Origin of the sequence: Microbacterium oleivorans, from assembly GCF_013389665.1 — a bacterium.
In the GTDB taxonomy this organism is placed as follows: domain Bacteria; phylum Actinomycetota; class Actinomycetes; order Actinomycetales; family Microbacteriaceae; genus Microbacterium; species Microbacterium oleivorans_C.
The window spans coordinates 1,430,947-1,445,915 of sequence record NZ_CP058316.1; the positions used below are offsets into that span (position 1 = coordinate 1,430,947).

14 protein-coding genes are annotated in these 14,969 nt (G+C 73.7%); 3 read left to right on the forward strand and 11 right to left on the reverse strand.

Going from position 1 to position 14,969, the window contains the following annotated elements; all coding sequences use genetic code 11:
• Nucleotides 1-80 precede the first annotated feature (80 nt).
• Both HW566_RS06850 and HW566_RS06855 read left to right on the forward strand, forming a co-directional pair.
• On the forward strand, nt 81-1,634 hold the full coding sequence (locus HW566_RS06850; protein WP_178011510.1) for a sensor histidine kinase: 1,554 nt from the start codon (nt 81-83) through the stop codon (nt 1,632-1,634).
• Nucleotides 1,635-1,637: 3 nt separating this feature from the next.
• Nucleotides 1,638-2,294 carry a response regulator transcription factor gene (locus HW566_RS06855; protein ID WP_178011511.1) on the forward strand — a complete coding sequence of 219 codons (657 nt, stop codon included), beginning with the start codon at nt 1,638-1,640 and terminating at the stop codon, nt 2,292-2,294.
• Here HW566_RS06855 and HW566_RS06860 read toward each other — a convergent pair.
• From HW566_RS06860 to HW566_RS06885, 6 genes are read right to left on the reverse strand one after another with little or no spacing between them, the layout of a single operon-like run.
• A complete protein-coding gene (locus HW566_RS06860) occupies nt 2,279-3,334 on the reverse strand; it encodes a hypothetical protein (protein WP_178011512.1) in 1,056 nt (351 codons plus the stop codon). The genes HW566_RS06855 and HW566_RS06860 overlap by 16 nt on opposite strands.
• A complete protein-coding gene (locus HW566_RS06865) occupies nt 3,331-4,443 on the reverse strand; it encodes a phosphotransferase family protein (RefSeq protein WP_178011513.1) in 1,113 nt (370 codons plus the stop codon). Before HW566_RS06865 ends, HW566_RS06860 begins: the two co-directional genes overlap by 4 nt.
• On the reverse strand, nt 4,440-6,287 hold the full coding sequence (locus tag HW566_RS06870; protein ID WP_178011514.1) for an ABC transporter ATP-binding protein: 1,848 nt from the start codon (nt 6,285-6,287) through the stop codon (nt 4,440-4,442). Before HW566_RS06870 ends, HW566_RS06865 begins: the two co-directional genes overlap by 4 nt.
• The gene (locus tag HW566_RS06875; RefSeq protein ID WP_178011515.1) at nt 6,284-7,420 is read right to left on the reverse strand and encodes a glycosyltransferase family 4 protein; all 1,137 of its coding nucleotides are present in this window, start codon (nt 7,418-7,420) and stop codon (nt 6,284-6,286) included. Before HW566_RS06875 ends, HW566_RS06870 begins: the two co-directional genes overlap by 4 nt.
• The gene (locus HW566_RS06880) at nt 7,420-8,676 is read right to left on the reverse strand and encodes a glycosyltransferase (protein ID WP_178011516.1); all 1,257 of its coding nucleotides are present in this window, start codon (nt 8,674-8,676) and stop codon (nt 7,420-7,422) included. The genes HW566_RS06875 and HW566_RS06880 overlap by 1 nt, the downstream gene beginning before the upstream one ends.
• Nucleotides 8,666-9,841 carry a glycosyltransferase family protein gene (locus HW566_RS06885; protein WP_178011517.1) on the reverse strand — a complete coding sequence of 392 codons (1,176 nt, stop codon included), beginning with the start codon at nt 9,839-9,841 and terminating at the stop codon, nt 8,666-8,668. The genes HW566_RS06880 and HW566_RS06885 overlap by 11 nt, the downstream gene beginning before the upstream one ends.
• Before the next feature lie 179 nt (nt 9,842-10,020).
• Between HW566_RS06885 and HW566_RS06890 the strand changes: the two genes are divergently transcribed.
• A complete protein-coding gene (locus tag HW566_RS06890; protein ID WP_178011518.1) occupies nt 10,021-10,557 on the forward strand; it encodes a ribonuclease H family protein in 537 nt (178 codons plus the stop codon).
• Nucleotide 10,558: 1 nt separating this feature from the next.
• Here HW566_RS06890 and HW566_RS06895 read toward each other — a convergent pair whose 3' ends face one another.
• The 5 genes from HW566_RS06895 to HW566_RS06915 all read right to left on the reverse strand — a co-directional run bounded on the left by HW566_RS06895 (nt 10,559) and on the right by HW566_RS06915 (nt 14,951).
• A complete protein-coding gene (locus HW566_RS06895; RefSeq protein ID WP_178011519.1) occupies nt 10,559-11,035 on the reverse strand; it encodes an NUDIX domain-containing protein in 477 nt (158 codons plus the stop codon).
• A gap of 2 nt (nt 11,036-11,037) precedes the next feature.
• Nucleotides 11,038-12,051, reverse strand: coding sequence for an aldo/keto reductase family protein (locus tag HW566_RS06900; RefSeq protein WP_178011521.1), 1,014 nt, complete (start codon nt 12,049-12,051; stop codon nt 11,038-11,040).
• Nucleotides 12,052-12,112: 61 nt separating this feature from the next.
• Entirely contained in the window at nt 12,113-12,871 is a 759-nt protein-coding gene (locus tag HW566_RS06905; RefSeq protein WP_178011523.1) for a DUF429 domain-containing protein, read from the reverse strand.
• Between the two features lie 11 nt (nt 12,872-12,882).
• Nucleotides 12,883-14,145 (reverse strand): 23S rRNA (adenine(2503)-C(2))-methyltransferase RlmN, encoded by a 1,263-nt coding sequence (rlmN, locus tag HW566_RS06910; RefSeq protein ID WP_178011525.1) that lies wholly within the window; start codon nt 14,143-14,145, stop codon nt 12,883-12,885.
• A 50-nt stretch (nt 14,146-14,195) separates the two neighbouring features.
• Nucleotides 14,196-14,951 carry a sulfite exporter TauE/SafE family protein gene (locus tag HW566_RS06915; protein WP_178011527.1) on the reverse strand — a complete coding sequence of 252 codons (756 nt, stop codon included), beginning with the start codon at nt 14,949-14,951 and terminating at the stop codon, nt 14,196-14,198.
• Nucleotides 14,952-14,969 lie beyond the last annotated feature (18 nt).

Here is a 14,969-nt window from a genome sequence, read left to right on the forward strand (position 1 = left end):
CGATAAGCCGCAGCTCGGACGATCATGAGACCGTCCTTATGCGGCCGACCGGGGCGCGGGCGCCCCGGCATACTGGCAGCATGACCCCCGCCGCCGCTCCGCGCACGGGGGTCGTCTGGACGGTGCGCACCCGCATCGTCCTGGTCATCGTCGTCGTCTCGGCGCTGGGGATGCTCTCGGTCGGCGTCGCGGTGTACCTCGTCGAGCGCGACCGCATCCTCGCGGACGTCGACGAGCGTCTCCGCGCGAGTCTCGAGTCGGCCCGCGCGTTGGTCGCCACCGGCCTCGGCGGCGAACCCTGGCCCTCGTCGCAGGCGGCGCTCGAGGCCGTGGTGACCCGCACCAGTCCCGACGACAACACCGGCGCCCTCGGCGTCATCGACGGCACCGCCGCGCTGATCCCCGGCGTCCCGCTGGATGTCGACCTGCAGAGCGCGCCGGGCTTCGTCGGCTACGTCAGCGAGGTCGCCGCGACGGACCCCGCGCTGGGCACGTACGCCGACGACGGGGTGGCCTGGCGCTATCTCGCGGCCCCGATCGCCGTGGCGGATTCGCCCTCGCCGGGCACCGTGCTGTTCGTCACGGCGTACGACCTCGACGCCGAGCTGGCCGAGATCGACGACCCGGCGCGGGTGTACCTCATCGCCGCGGCGGTGGCGATCGTCCTCATCGCCGGCGCCGCGGGCATCGTGGCCGCGAGGCTGCTGCGTCCGCTGCGACGCATGCGCGAGACCGCCGCCCGCGTCTCGGCGCGCTCGCTCGCCGAGCGGCTTCCCGTCCGCGGCAACGACGACGTCTCGCATCTCGCCGCGACCATGAACGACATGCTCGATCGACTGGACGCCGCCCTCGATGCTCAGCGCCGCCTGCTCAGCGACGTCGGCCACGAGCTCAAGACCCCGCTGACGATCGTGTCGGGCCACCTCGAGGTGATGGATGCCGGCGACGCCTCCGACGTGCGCGAGACGCGCGAGCTCGTCATCGACGAGCTCGCGCGCATGGGCCGCCTCGTGCAGGACCTCGCCGACGAGGCGGCGCTCCACGGACCGGCGCCGCTGGCGATGCAGCCGGTCGACGCCGCCGCGCTGCTGCGTCAGATCGCGCGCAAGGCCGAGGGTCTGGAGGGAGCCCGGGTGACGCTGGCCGAGGTCGCCGCGGCCCGCATCGCCGGCGACCCGGCCCGCATCACCCAGGCCGTGCTGCAGCTCGCCCAGAACGGCGTCACCCACGGTGGCGGCGACCTCACGCTGGGCAGCCGGCGCACTCCGGATGCCGTGGAGCTGTGGGTCCGCGACCGCGGCCCGGGCGTGCCCGCCGACGAACGCGACCGGGTCTTCGACCGCTTCCACCGCGGCGACGCGGGAGGTCGCGGCGCGGAGGGCAGCGGGCTCGGTCTGAGCATCGTCCTGGTCATCGCCCGGGCGCACGGCGGCACGGCCTGGGTGCGCGACGCCCCGGGGGGCGGCGCGGAGTTCGTCGTGTCGATCCCGCGACAGTCCGACGCCGCGTCGCCCGGTGACCCGGGCACGCAGGGTCACCGACGCGTCACCGTCGACGGGCGCGAGGTCATCGTTCCCCCGGTGCCGCCGCTGCATCGTCCCGCCGCACGATCCCCCCGTTCCCCCCAGGAGTGACCGATGCCTTCCATCCTCATCGTCGACGACGAGACCCGCATCTCGAGCTTCATCGACAAGGGCCTGCGCGCCGCCGGCTACGCCACGCGCGTCACCGCCTCGGGCGGGGACGCCGTCGCGCTGGGGCTCAGCGGCGAGTTCGACCTCGTGGTGCTCGATGTGAACCTGCCCGACATCGACGGGTTCGCCGTGCTGGAGCAGCTGCGCGGTTCGGGGTCGGATGTGCCGGTGATCATGCTCACCGCCCGCGTCGAGCTGCACGACACCGTCGCCGGCCTCGAGGGCGGCGCCGACGACTACCTCGGCAAGCCGTTCCGATTCGACGAGCTGCTGGCCCGCATCCGCCTGCGCATGCGCCGCGACAACACCGCGGCGCAGCCCGAGCTGCGCCATCGCGACGTCGCGCTCGACATCCGCCAACGCACGGCCTCGGTCGACGGGCGGGAGGTCGTGCTGTCGGCGCGCGAGTTCGCACTGGCGGAGGAGCTGATCCGCCACCCCGGGCAGGTGCTCAGCCGCGAGCAGCTGCTCAGTCGCGTCTGGGGGTACGACTTCGACCCGGGCTCCAACGTGGCGGACGTCTACATCGGCTACCTGCGTCAGAAGCTGGGGTCGGACCGCATCGAGACCGTCCGCGGCGTCGGCTACCGCCTGGTCTGAGACGCGGCCGACGCCCGCAGCCACGCCTGCGCGGTGTCGTGCCACTGCGGACGGAAGAGGTACACCGCCCCGAGGCGCAGCCGCGTCGCATCCTCGTACACCCGCATCCGCTCGGGATCGACGCCCACGGCTGCGGCCAGCGCGTCGATCGCAGCCCGCGCGGATGCCGCCCGCTGGGCGCTCAGACGCGACTGCGCCTCGCGCCACGCCACGTGGACCCGGAGGTTCGCCAGGTCGAGGGCGGGTTCCACCGCCGCCGCGGTGTCGAGGTCGATGAGCCCGGCCGCGCCGGCGGGGTCGCCGCTGTCGTCGAAGAGCACCTGCTTGTCGTGGAGGTCGCGGTGCCCGACCACGGCATCCTGCGCGGCGCCGTCGACCAGGCGAGCGGCGACGGTCTCGGCGTGCGCGGCGAGGCCCTCGGCGTCGTCGGCGAGCGGTGCGGCGGCCAGTGCCCACGACCGCAGGACCGCGGCCTCGTCGCGCGGACCGTGGCGCCGCATCCCGACGGCGCTTCGCGCCAGCACCCGCCGCCAGCCCGCGGCCCACGCGTGCCACGCCCGGTCGACCAGCGCGTCGGGGACGGCGTCGTCGGCACCCAGGTCGCACAGGGTGCGCCCGGGCACGAGCGACAGGCGCACGACGCCGGGCTCGTCCGTCGGCGACGCCGGAAGAGGTTCCGGCACCGTGAACCCGTCGCGGAAGGCGGCCGCCTCGGTGTGCGCACGCAGCACGCCGGCAGCGGCGTGCGGTCGCACGACCTTCACGAACGCGCCGCCGGCACGCTCCCGCACCACCGCGCGACGGCCCCGCCGCCACGAGACGATCTCGCCCGCGCCTGCGACGGCAGCCAGCGCCGGCAACCGCGCATCGCCTGCCGGCTGCTCGAGCACCGCCCGCCCGGCGCGCCACCGACCGGCGCGCACGCCCGGCGCCCCCGGTGTCGAGAGCTCGAGGTCGTGACCACCGTCGACTGCCGGCCAGGCACGACCGACCTGCCAGAGGCGCCCCTCCGCCGAGACCACGGCGGGCACCGGCGTCACGGCGTCCACCCCTCGCCGACGGCGAGCGCCCGGTCCACGAGCGCGGGCCAGTCGGGGTCGCATCGGCGGAACGGCTCGATCGCCCGCCCGAGCGCGCACAGCGGCACCCAGGCGCGCAGCCGGGCATCGTCGAGCTCTCCCCCGGCCGCGCGGTACCCCTCGATCAGCTCGCCGATGAGCGGGCTCGCGCCCAGACGCATCCGCTCCTCGACGGCGAAACCGGCCAGATCGCGCATCGGGTCTCCCGTTCCCAGCCGGTCGAAGTCGATCAGCCTCACCTCGCCGTCCGCGCCGACGAGCACCTGATCGGCGCTGAAGTCGCCGTGCACGACGCGCTCGGGACCGCCCGCGGGATGCCGCGCGGCCAGGGCCGCGGCGCGCGAGGCGAGCTCGGGCAGCACCGCGGCGATGGCCGTCGCGGCGGCCGCCGCGTCACTCGGACCCGTCACCGGCCGAGCCGCGACGGGGGTGGGCGCCCGGTGCAGGGCCGCCAGGGCCGCGCCGGCGCGGAACGCGGCGTCCGGCGAAGGCGCGACGGTCAGATCGCCCTCACCCCAGTACGGTGCGCGCCAAGCCCGGTCGGTCAGCCGTTCCGCGGGCAGCACGGGTACCCCGACATCCGAGAGCAGCACCGCCAGCGCGTCCGGTCGGAGCCGGTCGGCAGCACGCGCGACGACCTTGACGATCGCGCCGCCGCCGGCCTCGGCGAGCACGAGCCGCCGGCCCGGGTTGTGCCGCAGCAGCTGCGCCCCGGTCAGCTCCCCGGGCCGTGCCCGGTCGAGCTCGCGCATCGCCGGGGCCAGCGCCCGGTCCGTCCGCGCGGTCCCGGTGACGGCGTGAGCGATTCCCGGCACCGGATCTGCGCGGCGATGCGGGACGCTCGACACGCGGGCCTTGTCGGGTCCGTCGTAGGCCGCCGCCCACCCCGCGCCGTGCGGCGAGTCGAAGGCCGCGATCACGCTGGTCGCCGGCTTGTAGCGGACGCGCCGGAGGTGCACGGGGTGCCCGAGAACTGCGCCGAGCGCATCGGCGTCGAGCAGCGTGCCCAGTCCGGGCACCCGCGGGTCGCGCTCGCGCAGGCGGGCCAGAGCGATGGCGGCGGGGGTCATCGGTCCGCTCCCGGCCCGACCGCCACCGGGGTCTCGGTGCTCCGCGCGCGCTCGACCCACCGACGCAACCGCGACGATGACCGCGCCATGAGCTCGCCGGGCTCGCCGTCCTCGACGATGCGGCCGTCCTCGAGCCACACCACACGGTCGGCGGCGAGAGCCTGCGTCACGTCGTGGGTGATGGAGATCACCGTGCGTCCCTCGGCGAGCTCGGCGAGCGAGGCCGACACCTGCGCCCGCGACTGCGGGTCCAGGCCCGTCGTGGCCTCGTCGAGGACGACGACCGGCGCGTCGCGCAGCAGCGCGCGGGCGATCGCGATCCGCTGCCGCTGGCCGCCCGAGAGCGTGTCGCCCCGATTGCCCAGCACGGTGTCGTACCCCTGCGGCAGGGCGCTGACGAACTCGTGCGCCATGGCGCGGCGGGCGGCGCGCTCGACCTCCTCGTCGGTGGCGTCCAGGCGCCCCAGCCGGATGTTCTCGCGGACGGTGTCGGCGAACAGCACCGATTCCTGCAGCAGCAGCGACACGGCGCTGCGCACGCTCGCGACCGTGGCCTGCGTCACGCTGACCCCGTCCAGTCGCACGTGCCCGGCCACCGGATCCGCCGTGCGCACCAGCAGTCCGGCGAGGGTGGACTTGCCCGCGCCCGAGGGGCCCAGCATGCAGATGTGCTGCCCGGCGGGGATGCGCAGTGTCAGGTCGCGCGCGAGCGCGCGTCCCCGGCCGTCGTCGAGGTCGATCCGGTCGAACCACACCTCGCCGCGCAGGCGCGGGAGGGGCGCTGCGTGCGGCGCATCCGCGATCTCGACCGGCTCGTCGAGCAGATCCGCGACCCGCTCGCCCGATGCCGCGGCCCGGGCGATGCGACCGGTGAACTTCGCGAGGTCGCGGAGGGGGCGCATGGCGAGCTTCAGGTAGGCGACGAACACCACCAGATCGCCCGGCGTCATGCTGCCCGAGAGCACCTGCCATCCGCCGCCGAACAGCACGAGCGCGGTGGCGACGCCGACGATCAGGTCGGTGCGCCGTTCGAGACCGGCGGCCAGGCGGCGCGAGCGGACGCCCTCGGTGAGCGCCTTGTCGTTGCCGCGCGCGAACCCGCCGCCGAACCGCTCCTCGAGACCGTACGCCTGCACGACGCGGATCGCGCCGAACGTCTCGGCCGCGGTGTCGGCGAGCGCCCCCTCGCCCTTGCGCGTCGTGCGCGAAGCCGCGGTGATCTTGCGCGAGCTGCGCCGCGAGGTGATGAGGTACGCCACCGCCGCGAGCACGACGACGAGGGTGAGCAGCGGGTCCATCAGCGACATCACGACGGTCAGCACGACCAGGGTGACGATGTTGCCCACCAGCGGCAGGCCCGCCGTCACGGCGACCTCCTGCAGCCGCCCGATGTCGCCGACCAGGCGCTGGACCACATCGCCCGACGAGGTCGCGGCGTGGTACCGCGGCGAGAGCGACTGCAGATGCGCGAAGACGCGGCCGCGCAGCTCGGTCGCCACGCGCGAACCGACGAGCGCGAACGCCACCGTGCTGACGTAGGCGGCGAGCGCGCGCAGCGCGATCAGGCCCACCAGCAGGCTCGCGCACGCCACGAGCAGTCCCACGGTCGCCTCCGGGATGCCCGCGGCGGCACCCGCGGTCGCGCCCAGGCTCGCCGACACCGAATCGACGACGAACTTCAGCGGCCACGGCTCGAGCACCCGGAAGACGACATCGGCGAGCAGCGCCACGAGTCCGAGGGTGATCAGCCCCGCCTTGCCGCGCAGGTGCGGCTTGACGATCAGCAGGCTCCGCGCCAGTGCGCGCTGCGAGGGCACGGTCGCGCGACCCCGGCGGCGGCTCACGCCCCCACCTCCGCGGGGAGGGCGGCGAGGGTGCGGGCCAGCACTCCCGACCAGTCGTGCGCCGCGACCGCCCGGCGACGGGCGGCCACCGACCAGCGCACACGCGTCTCGGGGTCGGCCGCAAGCGCCTCGAGGGCGTCGGCGAGGGCCACCGGATCGCCGGGGCGCACGAGCGCGCCGGTCTCACCGTGGGCGACGAGCTGCGGCAGCTGCCCCACCCGCGATGCGACGACCGGGATGCCGGCGGCGAGGTACTCGCACACCTTCAGCGGCGAGAAGTAATCGTCGGCCTCCCGGTAGGGGGCGACACCGATGTCGATCCCGCCGAGCATCGCCGGCACCTCGCTGGGGGCGACGGCGCCCACGAAGCGGGCCTCCAGTCCCAGGCGCGTCGCCTGCTCCCGCAGCTCGGCGCCGGCGGGGCCGTCGCCGATGACGGTGAGACGGATGCCGCATCCGCGTCGCGCGAGTTCGGCCGCGGCGTCGAGGAGCACGTCGACGCCGTGCCAGTGCTTGAGCGTCCCGACGAACCCGACCGTGGGGGTCTCCCCGGCGTAGCGTCGCGCAGTCGTGGGACGGATGCGGGCGGTGTTGACGCCGTTCGGCTCGACGACCGGGTCGACCGCGCCGAGCCCGCGTGCCCACGCGGCCACCGGTTCGGAGACGCAGGTCACGACCGCCGCGGCCCGCAGCGATTGCTCGGCGAGCGCGCGCACGCCCACCTCGTCGACGAGCTCGCGATGCAGCCGCTGCTCCTCGATGAGCGGGGCGTTGACCTCGAGCACCAGCGGCGAGCCGGTCTCGGCCGCGATCCGCGCGCCACCGTCGCTGAACAGCGAGAACCGCTCGTAGACCAGGTCGCAGCCGTCCGCGGCGGCGGCGTCGGCGAGCTCGCGGGCGGCGCGGGCGATGTCGCGCTCTCGTGCCGCGGTGTCGCCGCGGGCGACGCGGCGCTCGATCACGCGGAGCTGTGCGAGGTCGTCCGGCACGTGGTCGCCGCGCCGGGTCGTGTAGACGGTCACCTCGTCGCCGCGGGCCCGGAACGCGCGCACGACCTCCTGGATGTGCACGCTCGCCCCCTTGGTGCCGAAGACGGGCACCCCGGGGTCTGCGCACAGGTACGCGACGCGCATCAGGCAGCCCTCCGCTCGTCGCGCGCGACCGCCCCGGTGAGCTCGGCGAGGTCGGCCGCCAGCCGTCGCGCGTCGAACTCGCGCTCGATGAGCCGGCGCGCCCGTCGCGCGATCGGCTCCGCCGGGAAGTCCGCAGCGCACGCCCGGGCGAGGGCCTCGGCGAGGTCGGCGACGTCGCCGGGGGCGCACAGCACCCCCGTCTCGCCGTCGCGGATGATCTCGGGGATGCCGGTGACCGCCGTCGACACGCACGGCACCCCGCTCGCCATGGCCTCGAGGAGCACCGTGGGCAGCCCGTCGGCATTGCCGTCGGCGCCGACCAGGCAGGGAGCGACGAAGACGTCGGCCTCGCGCAGGCACTGCGCCACCTCGTCCTGCGAGCGGGCACCGAGCATCCGCACGGCATCGCGCACGGGCGACGCGTCGATCTGCGCCCGCAGGTCCGGCCCCAGCTCACCGTCACCGACGATGTCCAGGCGCACCGCCACACCGCGGGCGCGAAGCCGCTCGACGGCTCGGACGAGCAGCCCGAAGCCCTTCTTCTCGACCAGGCGCCCCACCGCGAGCAGCCGGACCTCATCGGCGCGGGCGGCCGGTGGCACGAACGGGAACCGGTCGAGCTCGAGCCCGTTGTACACGCGATGCAGCCGCGGACCGTCGCCGAACTCGGCCCTCAGGTGCGCGAGGTTGTAGTCGCTGACCGTCACCGCGAACGCGGCATCGTCGAGCTTGCGGGCCAGGTCCTCGCGCGAGACCGATTCGTGGAAGATGTCCTTGGCGTGGGCGGTGAACGAGTACGGGATGCCGGCCAGGCGACCCGCGAGCCGCGCGATCGTCGTCGCGGCCGACCCGAAGTGCGCGTGCAGGTGCGTGACGCCCCGCATCCGGGACTGCCGGGCCACCTCCACCGCCTGGACGGCGTCGTCGGGCTCGAGTTCGGCGAGCTCGGACAGGTGCCGGGCGACCGCCGCCGCCAGCTCGGGGTCTGCGCCGGCCGAGCGCAGCGTCGCCCAGGCGATGCTCAACCGCTTGGGCACCGGGATCGCGCGCACCGGGGCCTGCACCCGGGCGAGCTCCGCGTGGAACCGCGTGTCGTCGGTCGGCCGGAGGGCGAAGATCTCGATGCGTTCGCCCTGGGCCTCGCGAGCGAGGATCTCGGTGACGACGAAGGTCTCGGAGAAGCGCGGGTACATCTTCAGCACGTAGCCGATGAGCGGCGCCGCGGGACGAGCCGGGACGGTGATGTCAGACAGCATGGGCGATGACCTCCTGGGGGATGCGATCCAGCGAACGGGCGGCGAGAGGGGCGACGGCGGCGAGTCCGTCGAGGTCGACGGAGCTGCGCGCCGAGCGGTGTCCGATCGAACGGGCGAAGAAGTCGGCGACGGTGCGGGCGTCGAGGGTCTCGGGCGCGGCAGACGAGACGGCGCCGACCCGCGCGAGGGCGGTCGCGCGGATGCGCTGCTCGTCGCGGCGCGAGGCGCGTGGCACGACGAGCAGCGGCGTGGGGCTGCTCATCACCTCGCAGACGGTGTTGTATCCGCCCATCCCGACCACGGCGGCCGCGCGATGGACGAGATCCGGCATGTCGCTGATGGTCTCGACCACGCGGGTGGCCGCGGTCGCCGCAGCGCGCACGAGCGCACGATCGGGCTCGGGCATCTGCGGGCCGGTGACGACCAGGTGATCGTGTCCCTCGGGAACCTCGGCCGCTGCGGCGGTCATGGCCGTCCGCAGCCCGTCGGCGCCTCCGCCGACGGTGGTCAGCACGAACGGCCGCGCCGCCTCGTGCCGCATCGACGTGCTGCGCCCGTTGGCGAGGTAGCCGGTGTGGAACACCAGGTCGTGCAGGCCGCGCGGGAGCTCGCCCGTCACCCGCATGTCGTGCACGGCAGGATCCCCGTATACCCAGACGGCGTCGTAGAGCTCGCGGACGGCGGCGGCTCCGCCGAGGAGCCGGAATTCCTCACGCGCCACCGCCGGACGGTCGAGCACGTCGCGCAGCCCCAGCACGGTGACGCACGACGGCTGCTCGTCGCGGAGGATGCGCAGCGCCGCCGTCAGCTCGCCGTGCACGCCGAACGGATGCCGGTCGACGATGACCAGATCGGGGCCGAACGCGCTCAGCACGCCCGCGGCGGCGCCGCCGCGCATGGCGGTGACGCGGTCGATGCCGGCGGCGAGGTGGCGGGAGCGGTAGCCGCCGTCGCCGACGGTGATGCCCGGCAGCACCACCCAGTCCCATCCACGCGGCGCGGGGAAGGCCGTCGCGCCGGCGTCGCCGGTGAGGAGGATGCCGGTGACCTCCTCGCCGCGCAGCGCCGGGAGGGCACGCGTGAGGGCGTGGGCGATCGCGAGATTGCGACGCACGTGGCCGAGCCCCACCGAGTCGTGCGAGAAGAGGGCGACCCTGATGACCATGACACGCTCCAGAAGACGGCGACGCGGTGACCGCGACGGATCGGACGACCCGTGCACCCCACAGTGCCCAGGCGCGCTAAAGCGGCGGTAAGCCGATCACGAGAGGCTTCTTATGCGGCGCGCGACGGTGCGGGTGGCGGTGGCTTCGAGCCGCGCCCGCGGTCGACTAGCGTTTCAGGGTGAGCGAAGCACCCTCCCGCTATGTCGTGGCCACCGACGGCGCCTGCAAGGGCAACCCCGGACCGACCGGCTGGGCATGGGTCGGCGAGGACGGGCATTGGGCCGCCGGGGCCCTCCCCGAGGGCACGAACAACATCGGTGAGCTGCTGGGTCTGCTCCATGCGATCGAGGACCACCCCGACGTCCCCGAGCTCGTCGTGCAGGCCGATTCGAAGTACGCCATCGACACCTACGCCTCGTGGATGGACGGCCACCGTCGCCGCGGCTGGAAGACCTCCACGGGTGCTCCTACGAAGAACCGCGACATCCTCGAGCAGCTCATCGTCGCCCGCGACGCCCGGCGTGCCCGTGGCCTGCCCGACGTCGTGCTGGAGCACGTGCGCGGGCACCGGGGCCACGTGCTCAACGAGTGGGCCGACGAGCGGGCCGTGCGCGGGGCGGAGCACGCAGCGAAGGGCACGGCGAGCGCGTGGTCGTCATTGGGCGGCCGACACGAGCGACTCGACGTCTCGGAGGCGCCGAAGAAGAAGCGCTGAGCTAGATCGCGCCCAGCAGCTTGGCGAGCCGGTCCAGGGCCGGGCGCTGGCCGCGGACGAGCCGCGTTCGCGCGTCGTCGAGCGACAGCCACGCCACGCGGTCGACCTCGGGGAACGACGCCCGACGGCCCGACCGCGGCGGCCATTCCATCTCGAACTCTCCGAACCGAGCCGGCGTCACGTCGAACCCCGCGCCGTCGACGACGAACACGGTGATCCGCTTGCCCGAGGCATAGGCGAACGTGCCGAGCTCGGCGTACTCGCCCCCGGGCGGGTCCAGGCCCAGCTCCTCGCGGAACTCGCGCCGGGCGGCATCCCGGGCCGTCTCGCCCTCGGCATCGAACTCGCCCTTCACGATCGACCAGGCGCCCTCGTCCCGGGACGCCCAATAGGGCCCGCCCATGTGCGCGACGAGCGCCGACACCGTGCCGTCCGCAGCGACGCGGTAGGGCAGGATGCCGGCGCTCGTCGCCGCCACGATCAGGCCGGGCGACTCTTGGGCGAGACCGTCTCGGTCTCGGCCGGGTCGGTGGCCGCGACGCCGCCGAGGGCGTCGTTGATCGCCGCGTACGCCGCGTCGTCGAGCTTCACACCCGACGCCTTGACCGTGTCCTCGAGCTGCTCGGGACGCGAGGCCCCGACCAGGGCTGCGGCGATGTTGTCGTTGTGCAGGACCCAGGCCAGCGACAGCTGCGCGATCGTCAGGCCCGCCTCGTCGGCGATGGGCCGCAGCTTCTGGACGGCGGTGAGAACCTCGTCGTTCAAGAAGCGCTTGATGAAGTTCGCGCCGCTCTTCTCGTCGGTCGCGCGCGACCCCTCCGGCACGGGCTGGCCCGGCTGGTACTTGCCGGTCAGAACGCCCTGGGCCAGCGGCGACCACACGATCTGCGAGATGCCGAGCTCCTGCGAGGTGGGGATGACCTTGCCCTCGATGACGCGCCAGAGCGCGGAGTACTGCGGCTGGTTCGACACGAGCTGGACCCCCAGCTGCTTGGCCAGGGCGTGCCCCTCGCGAAGCTGTTCGGCGGTCCACTCGCTCACCCCGATGTAGAGCGCCTTGCCCTGACGCACGATGTCGGCGAAGGCCTGCATCGTCTCCTCGAGCGGGGTCTCGTAGTCGTAGCGGTGCGCCTGATAGAGGTCGACGTACTCGACCCCGAGACGCCGCAGCGACCCGTTGATGCTGTCGAAGATGTGCTTGCGCGAGAGGCCCTGATCGTTGGGTCCCTTGCGGCCGGTGGGCCAGTACACCTTCGTGAAGATCTCGAGCGACTCGCGCGGCTGACCCTTGAGCGCGTCGCCGAGGACGACCTCCGCCGCCGTGTTGGCGTAGGCGTCGGCGGTGTCGAACGACGTGATGCCCAGATCCAGCGCCTTGTGGACCGTCGCGATCGCCGCGTCGTTCTCCACCTGCGAGGCGTGCGTCACCCAGTTCCCGTACGTGATCTCCGAGACTTTGAATCCACTGTTGCCGAGGTAGCGATACTCAACCATGCGATGACGCTACCGCTCGGCGGGCCTGTGCAGCCGGGGGTTGCGCCCCGTGACGGATCCGCTACGCGGTGGGCGGCTGACCGTGCGCGACGAGGTCGTCGAGCGGCCCGGTCGGCAGAGCGATCCACCCCTCGCGGCGAGCAGCGGCGAGCTGGTCGGGTTCCGGCTGGATCACCGCCCCGCGAGCGGAGGCGCGCGTCGCGAGCGCCGCCACGACCGCGTCGAACGCGTCGCCCGAGCGCACCATCGTCGCGGCGTGCTCACCGGGGTCGAGCCACGGCGCGGCCCCGAGCATCGCATCCAGCAGGACCCGACGCACCGCGGGGTCGACGCGGTAGCCGCGGGTGTCGAAGCCCCAGACCCGGAGGGACGCGCCCGGATAGACCTCGGCCAGGTCGCCCGAGCCGGCGCGGTCGACGTCGCGGCCGTCGGCCCGCAGCCGCGCCACGAGACCCGCGCACCGCAACGCCGTGACGCCCAGACGGTCCGTCGAGACGCTGAGCGGCCACCGGCCCGTGATGGCTCGCACGACCCGGTCGGTCTCCCGGTAGGCGAGCCGGCGCCGCCATGACGCCCCGCCGTCGACCTCCGGTGCGCCGGACGGGTCGGCGTGGCGCGAGACGAAGTCGACGAACTCGTCGGGCCAGCCCAGCGCGCAGTCGATTCCGATCTTCGTCGCCGTCCGCGCCGCGTCGACGATGTCGGTATCGGAGGCGCCGAGCCGCAGTGACACCAGGCGGGCGGACGATGCGGCCCATTCGACGACCGCCACCGCGGTGCCCGCGTCGGCGGCCGCCAGGTCCACCCCGACGGTGCGCATGTCCCGCGGGCTCAGCCGGCGGGAACGGTGTCGGCGGCGCGCTGATCGTCCTCGGTGGCCACGAGCTGGCCGCAGGCGCCGTCGATCTCTTTGCCGCGGGTGTCGCGCAGCGTCGTGGGCACCCCGGCCTCGTTCAGGCGGCGCACGAACTCGTCCTGCACCTCGGGCTCGGACGACGTCCAGATGGATCCCGGCGTGGGGTTCAGCGGGATCGGGTTCACATGCACCCAGCCGCGGCCGCGGGCGTTGAGCTTCTCGGCGAGCAGGTCGGCCCGCCAGGCGTGATCGTTCATGTCCTTGATCAGGGCGTACTCGATCGACACGCGACGGCCGGTCTCGTCGAAGTACGCACGCGCGGCGTCGAGGGCCTCGTCGACCTTCCAGCGCGAGTTCACCGGGATGAGCTCGTCGCGCAGCTGGTCGTCGGGCGCGTGCAGCGACAGTGCGAAGGTGACGGGGATGTCCTCCTTCGTCAACTTCTGGATCGCGGGGACGAGACCGACCGTCGAGATCGTGATGCCGCGCGCGCTCATGCCGATGCCGTGGTCCTTGTCGACCATCGTGCGCACCGCCTGCATGACCCGGGCGTAGTTCGCCAGCGGCTCGCCCATGCCCATGAAGACGATGTTCGTGACGCGCTCGCCCTCGTGGCCGACCTTGCGCGGATCACCGAGGCCGCCGTCGGCGATCAGCCGGTTGGCGCGGACGATCTGCTCGACGATCTCGGCGGCCGACATGTTGCGGGTCAGCCCTGCCTGGCCGGTGGCGCAGAACGGGCAGTTCATGCCGCACCCGGCCTGGCTCGAGACGCAGAGGGTGATGCGGCCGGTGTAACGCATGAGCACCGACTCGACGAGGGCGCCGTCATGGAGCTTCCAGAGGAACTTGATCGTGTCGCCGCGATCGGTCTCGAGTCGGCGCACCTCCGTCAACAGGGGCGGCAGCATGCCCGCCACGAGCTCGTCCCGGCCCGCCGCCGGCAGGTCGGTCATCTCGGCGGGGTCCGAGGTGAAGTGCCGGAAGTAGTGCTTCTCGAGCTGCTTGGCCCGGAACCCGGGCATGCCCAGTTCCTTCACCTTCTCGACGCGCTGCTCGGGGGTGAGGTCGGCGAGGTGCACCGGGGGCTTGCCGCGCTTCGGGCTGGCGAACTGCAGCAGGGGCCGGCCGGTCTCGTCCTTCTGCTGCGACCAACCCTCGGTCGCCGGACGCACCTGACGCGGCTTGGTCGTGCGCACGGCGGAGGCGGCCCCGCGCTCGGGAGAGGAATCGGTCATGGGTTCCAGGGTACCGGGGCGCGGTCGCGGAAAGACTGGTGGGCCCGCGCTCAGACCGGAAGCAGCAGGTACAGCGCGCCGATGACCGTGATCACGACGACGAGGCGCTCGAACAGCCGCTGCGGGATGCGGGTCGCGATCGCCCGCCCGGCGAACGCGCCGACGACCACGAGCGGCACCAGGACGGCCACGATCACCAGCCCGGACGGGGTGATCAGCCCGAGACCGACGGAGAACGGGATCTTCGAGACGTTGACGATGGCGAAGAACCAGGCGGCGGTCCCGAGGAACGCCTGCACGGGGAACCGCAGCGCCAGGAAGTACATCGACATGATCGGACCGGCCGCATTGGCGACCATGGTCGTGAAGCCGCCGAGGCTGCCGTAGACGGCCGCGACGGCGGGATGCGGCCGGGCTCCGGCATCGACCGGCGACCCGCTCGCGGCCCGTCGCCGCCACAAGGTCGCGGCGATCACCACGAGCAGGATGACGCCGATCACCCGGCGCACGAGGGCATCCGGCGCCGCCGCGAGGAAGACCACCCCGAGCAGCATCCCGACGACGACGGCGGGGATGAGGCGCACCAGCGCCCGCAGGTCGGCGTGACGGCGATAGGCCCACAGCGCGAACAGGTCGCCGACGATCAGCAGCAGCAGGATGGTGCCGGTGGACTGCTTCGCCGGCAGCGCCGCGGCGAACAGGGCCACGGCGATCGTCCCCGCGCCGGGGAGCGCGGCCTTCGAAAGCCCGATGACCACCGCGCCCAGCGCGAGCAGTGACCATCCGGCGACGCTCAGCTCGGGCACGGAGGCGTTCTCAGGGTC

Bases quoted from the DNA above. Each gene is read 5' to 3' on its own strand.
- HW566_RS06850 (WP_178011510.1), top strand. From the start codon at position 81: ATGACCCCCGCCGCCGCTCCGCGCACGGGGGTCGTCTGGACGGTGCGC.
- HW566_RS06855 (WP_178011511.1), top strand. From the start codon at position 1,638: ATGCCTTCCATCCTCATCGTCGACGACGAGACCCGCATCTCGAGCTTC.
- HW566_RS06865 (WP_178011513.1), bottom strand. From the start codon at position 4,443: ATGACCCCCGCCGCCATCGCTCTGGCCCGCCTGCGCGAGCGCGACCCG.
- HW566_RS06875 (WP_178011515.1), bottom strand. From the start codon at position 7,420: ATGCGCGTCGCGTACCTGTGCGCAGACCCCGGGGTGCCCGTCTTCGGC.
- HW566_RS06880 (WP_178011516.1), bottom strand. From the start codon at position 8,676: ATGCTGTCTGACATCACCGTCCCGGCTCGTCCCGCGGCGCCGCTCATC.
- HW566_RS06885 (WP_178011517.1), bottom strand. From the start codon at position 9,841: ATGGTCATCAGGGTCGCCCTCTTCTCGCACGACTCGGTGGGGCTCGGC.
- HW566_RS06900 (WP_178011521.1), bottom strand. From the start codon at position 12,051: ATGGTTGAGTATCGCTACCTCGGCAACAGTGGATTCAAAGTCTCGGAG.
- HW566_RS06905 (WP_178011523.1), bottom strand. From the start codon at position 12,871: ATGCGCACCGTCGGGGTGGACCTGGCGGCCGCCGACGCGGGCACCGCG.
- rlmN (WP_178011525.1), bottom strand. From the start codon at position 14,145: ATGACCGATTCCTCTCCCGAGCGCGGGGCCGCCTCCGCCGTGCGCACG.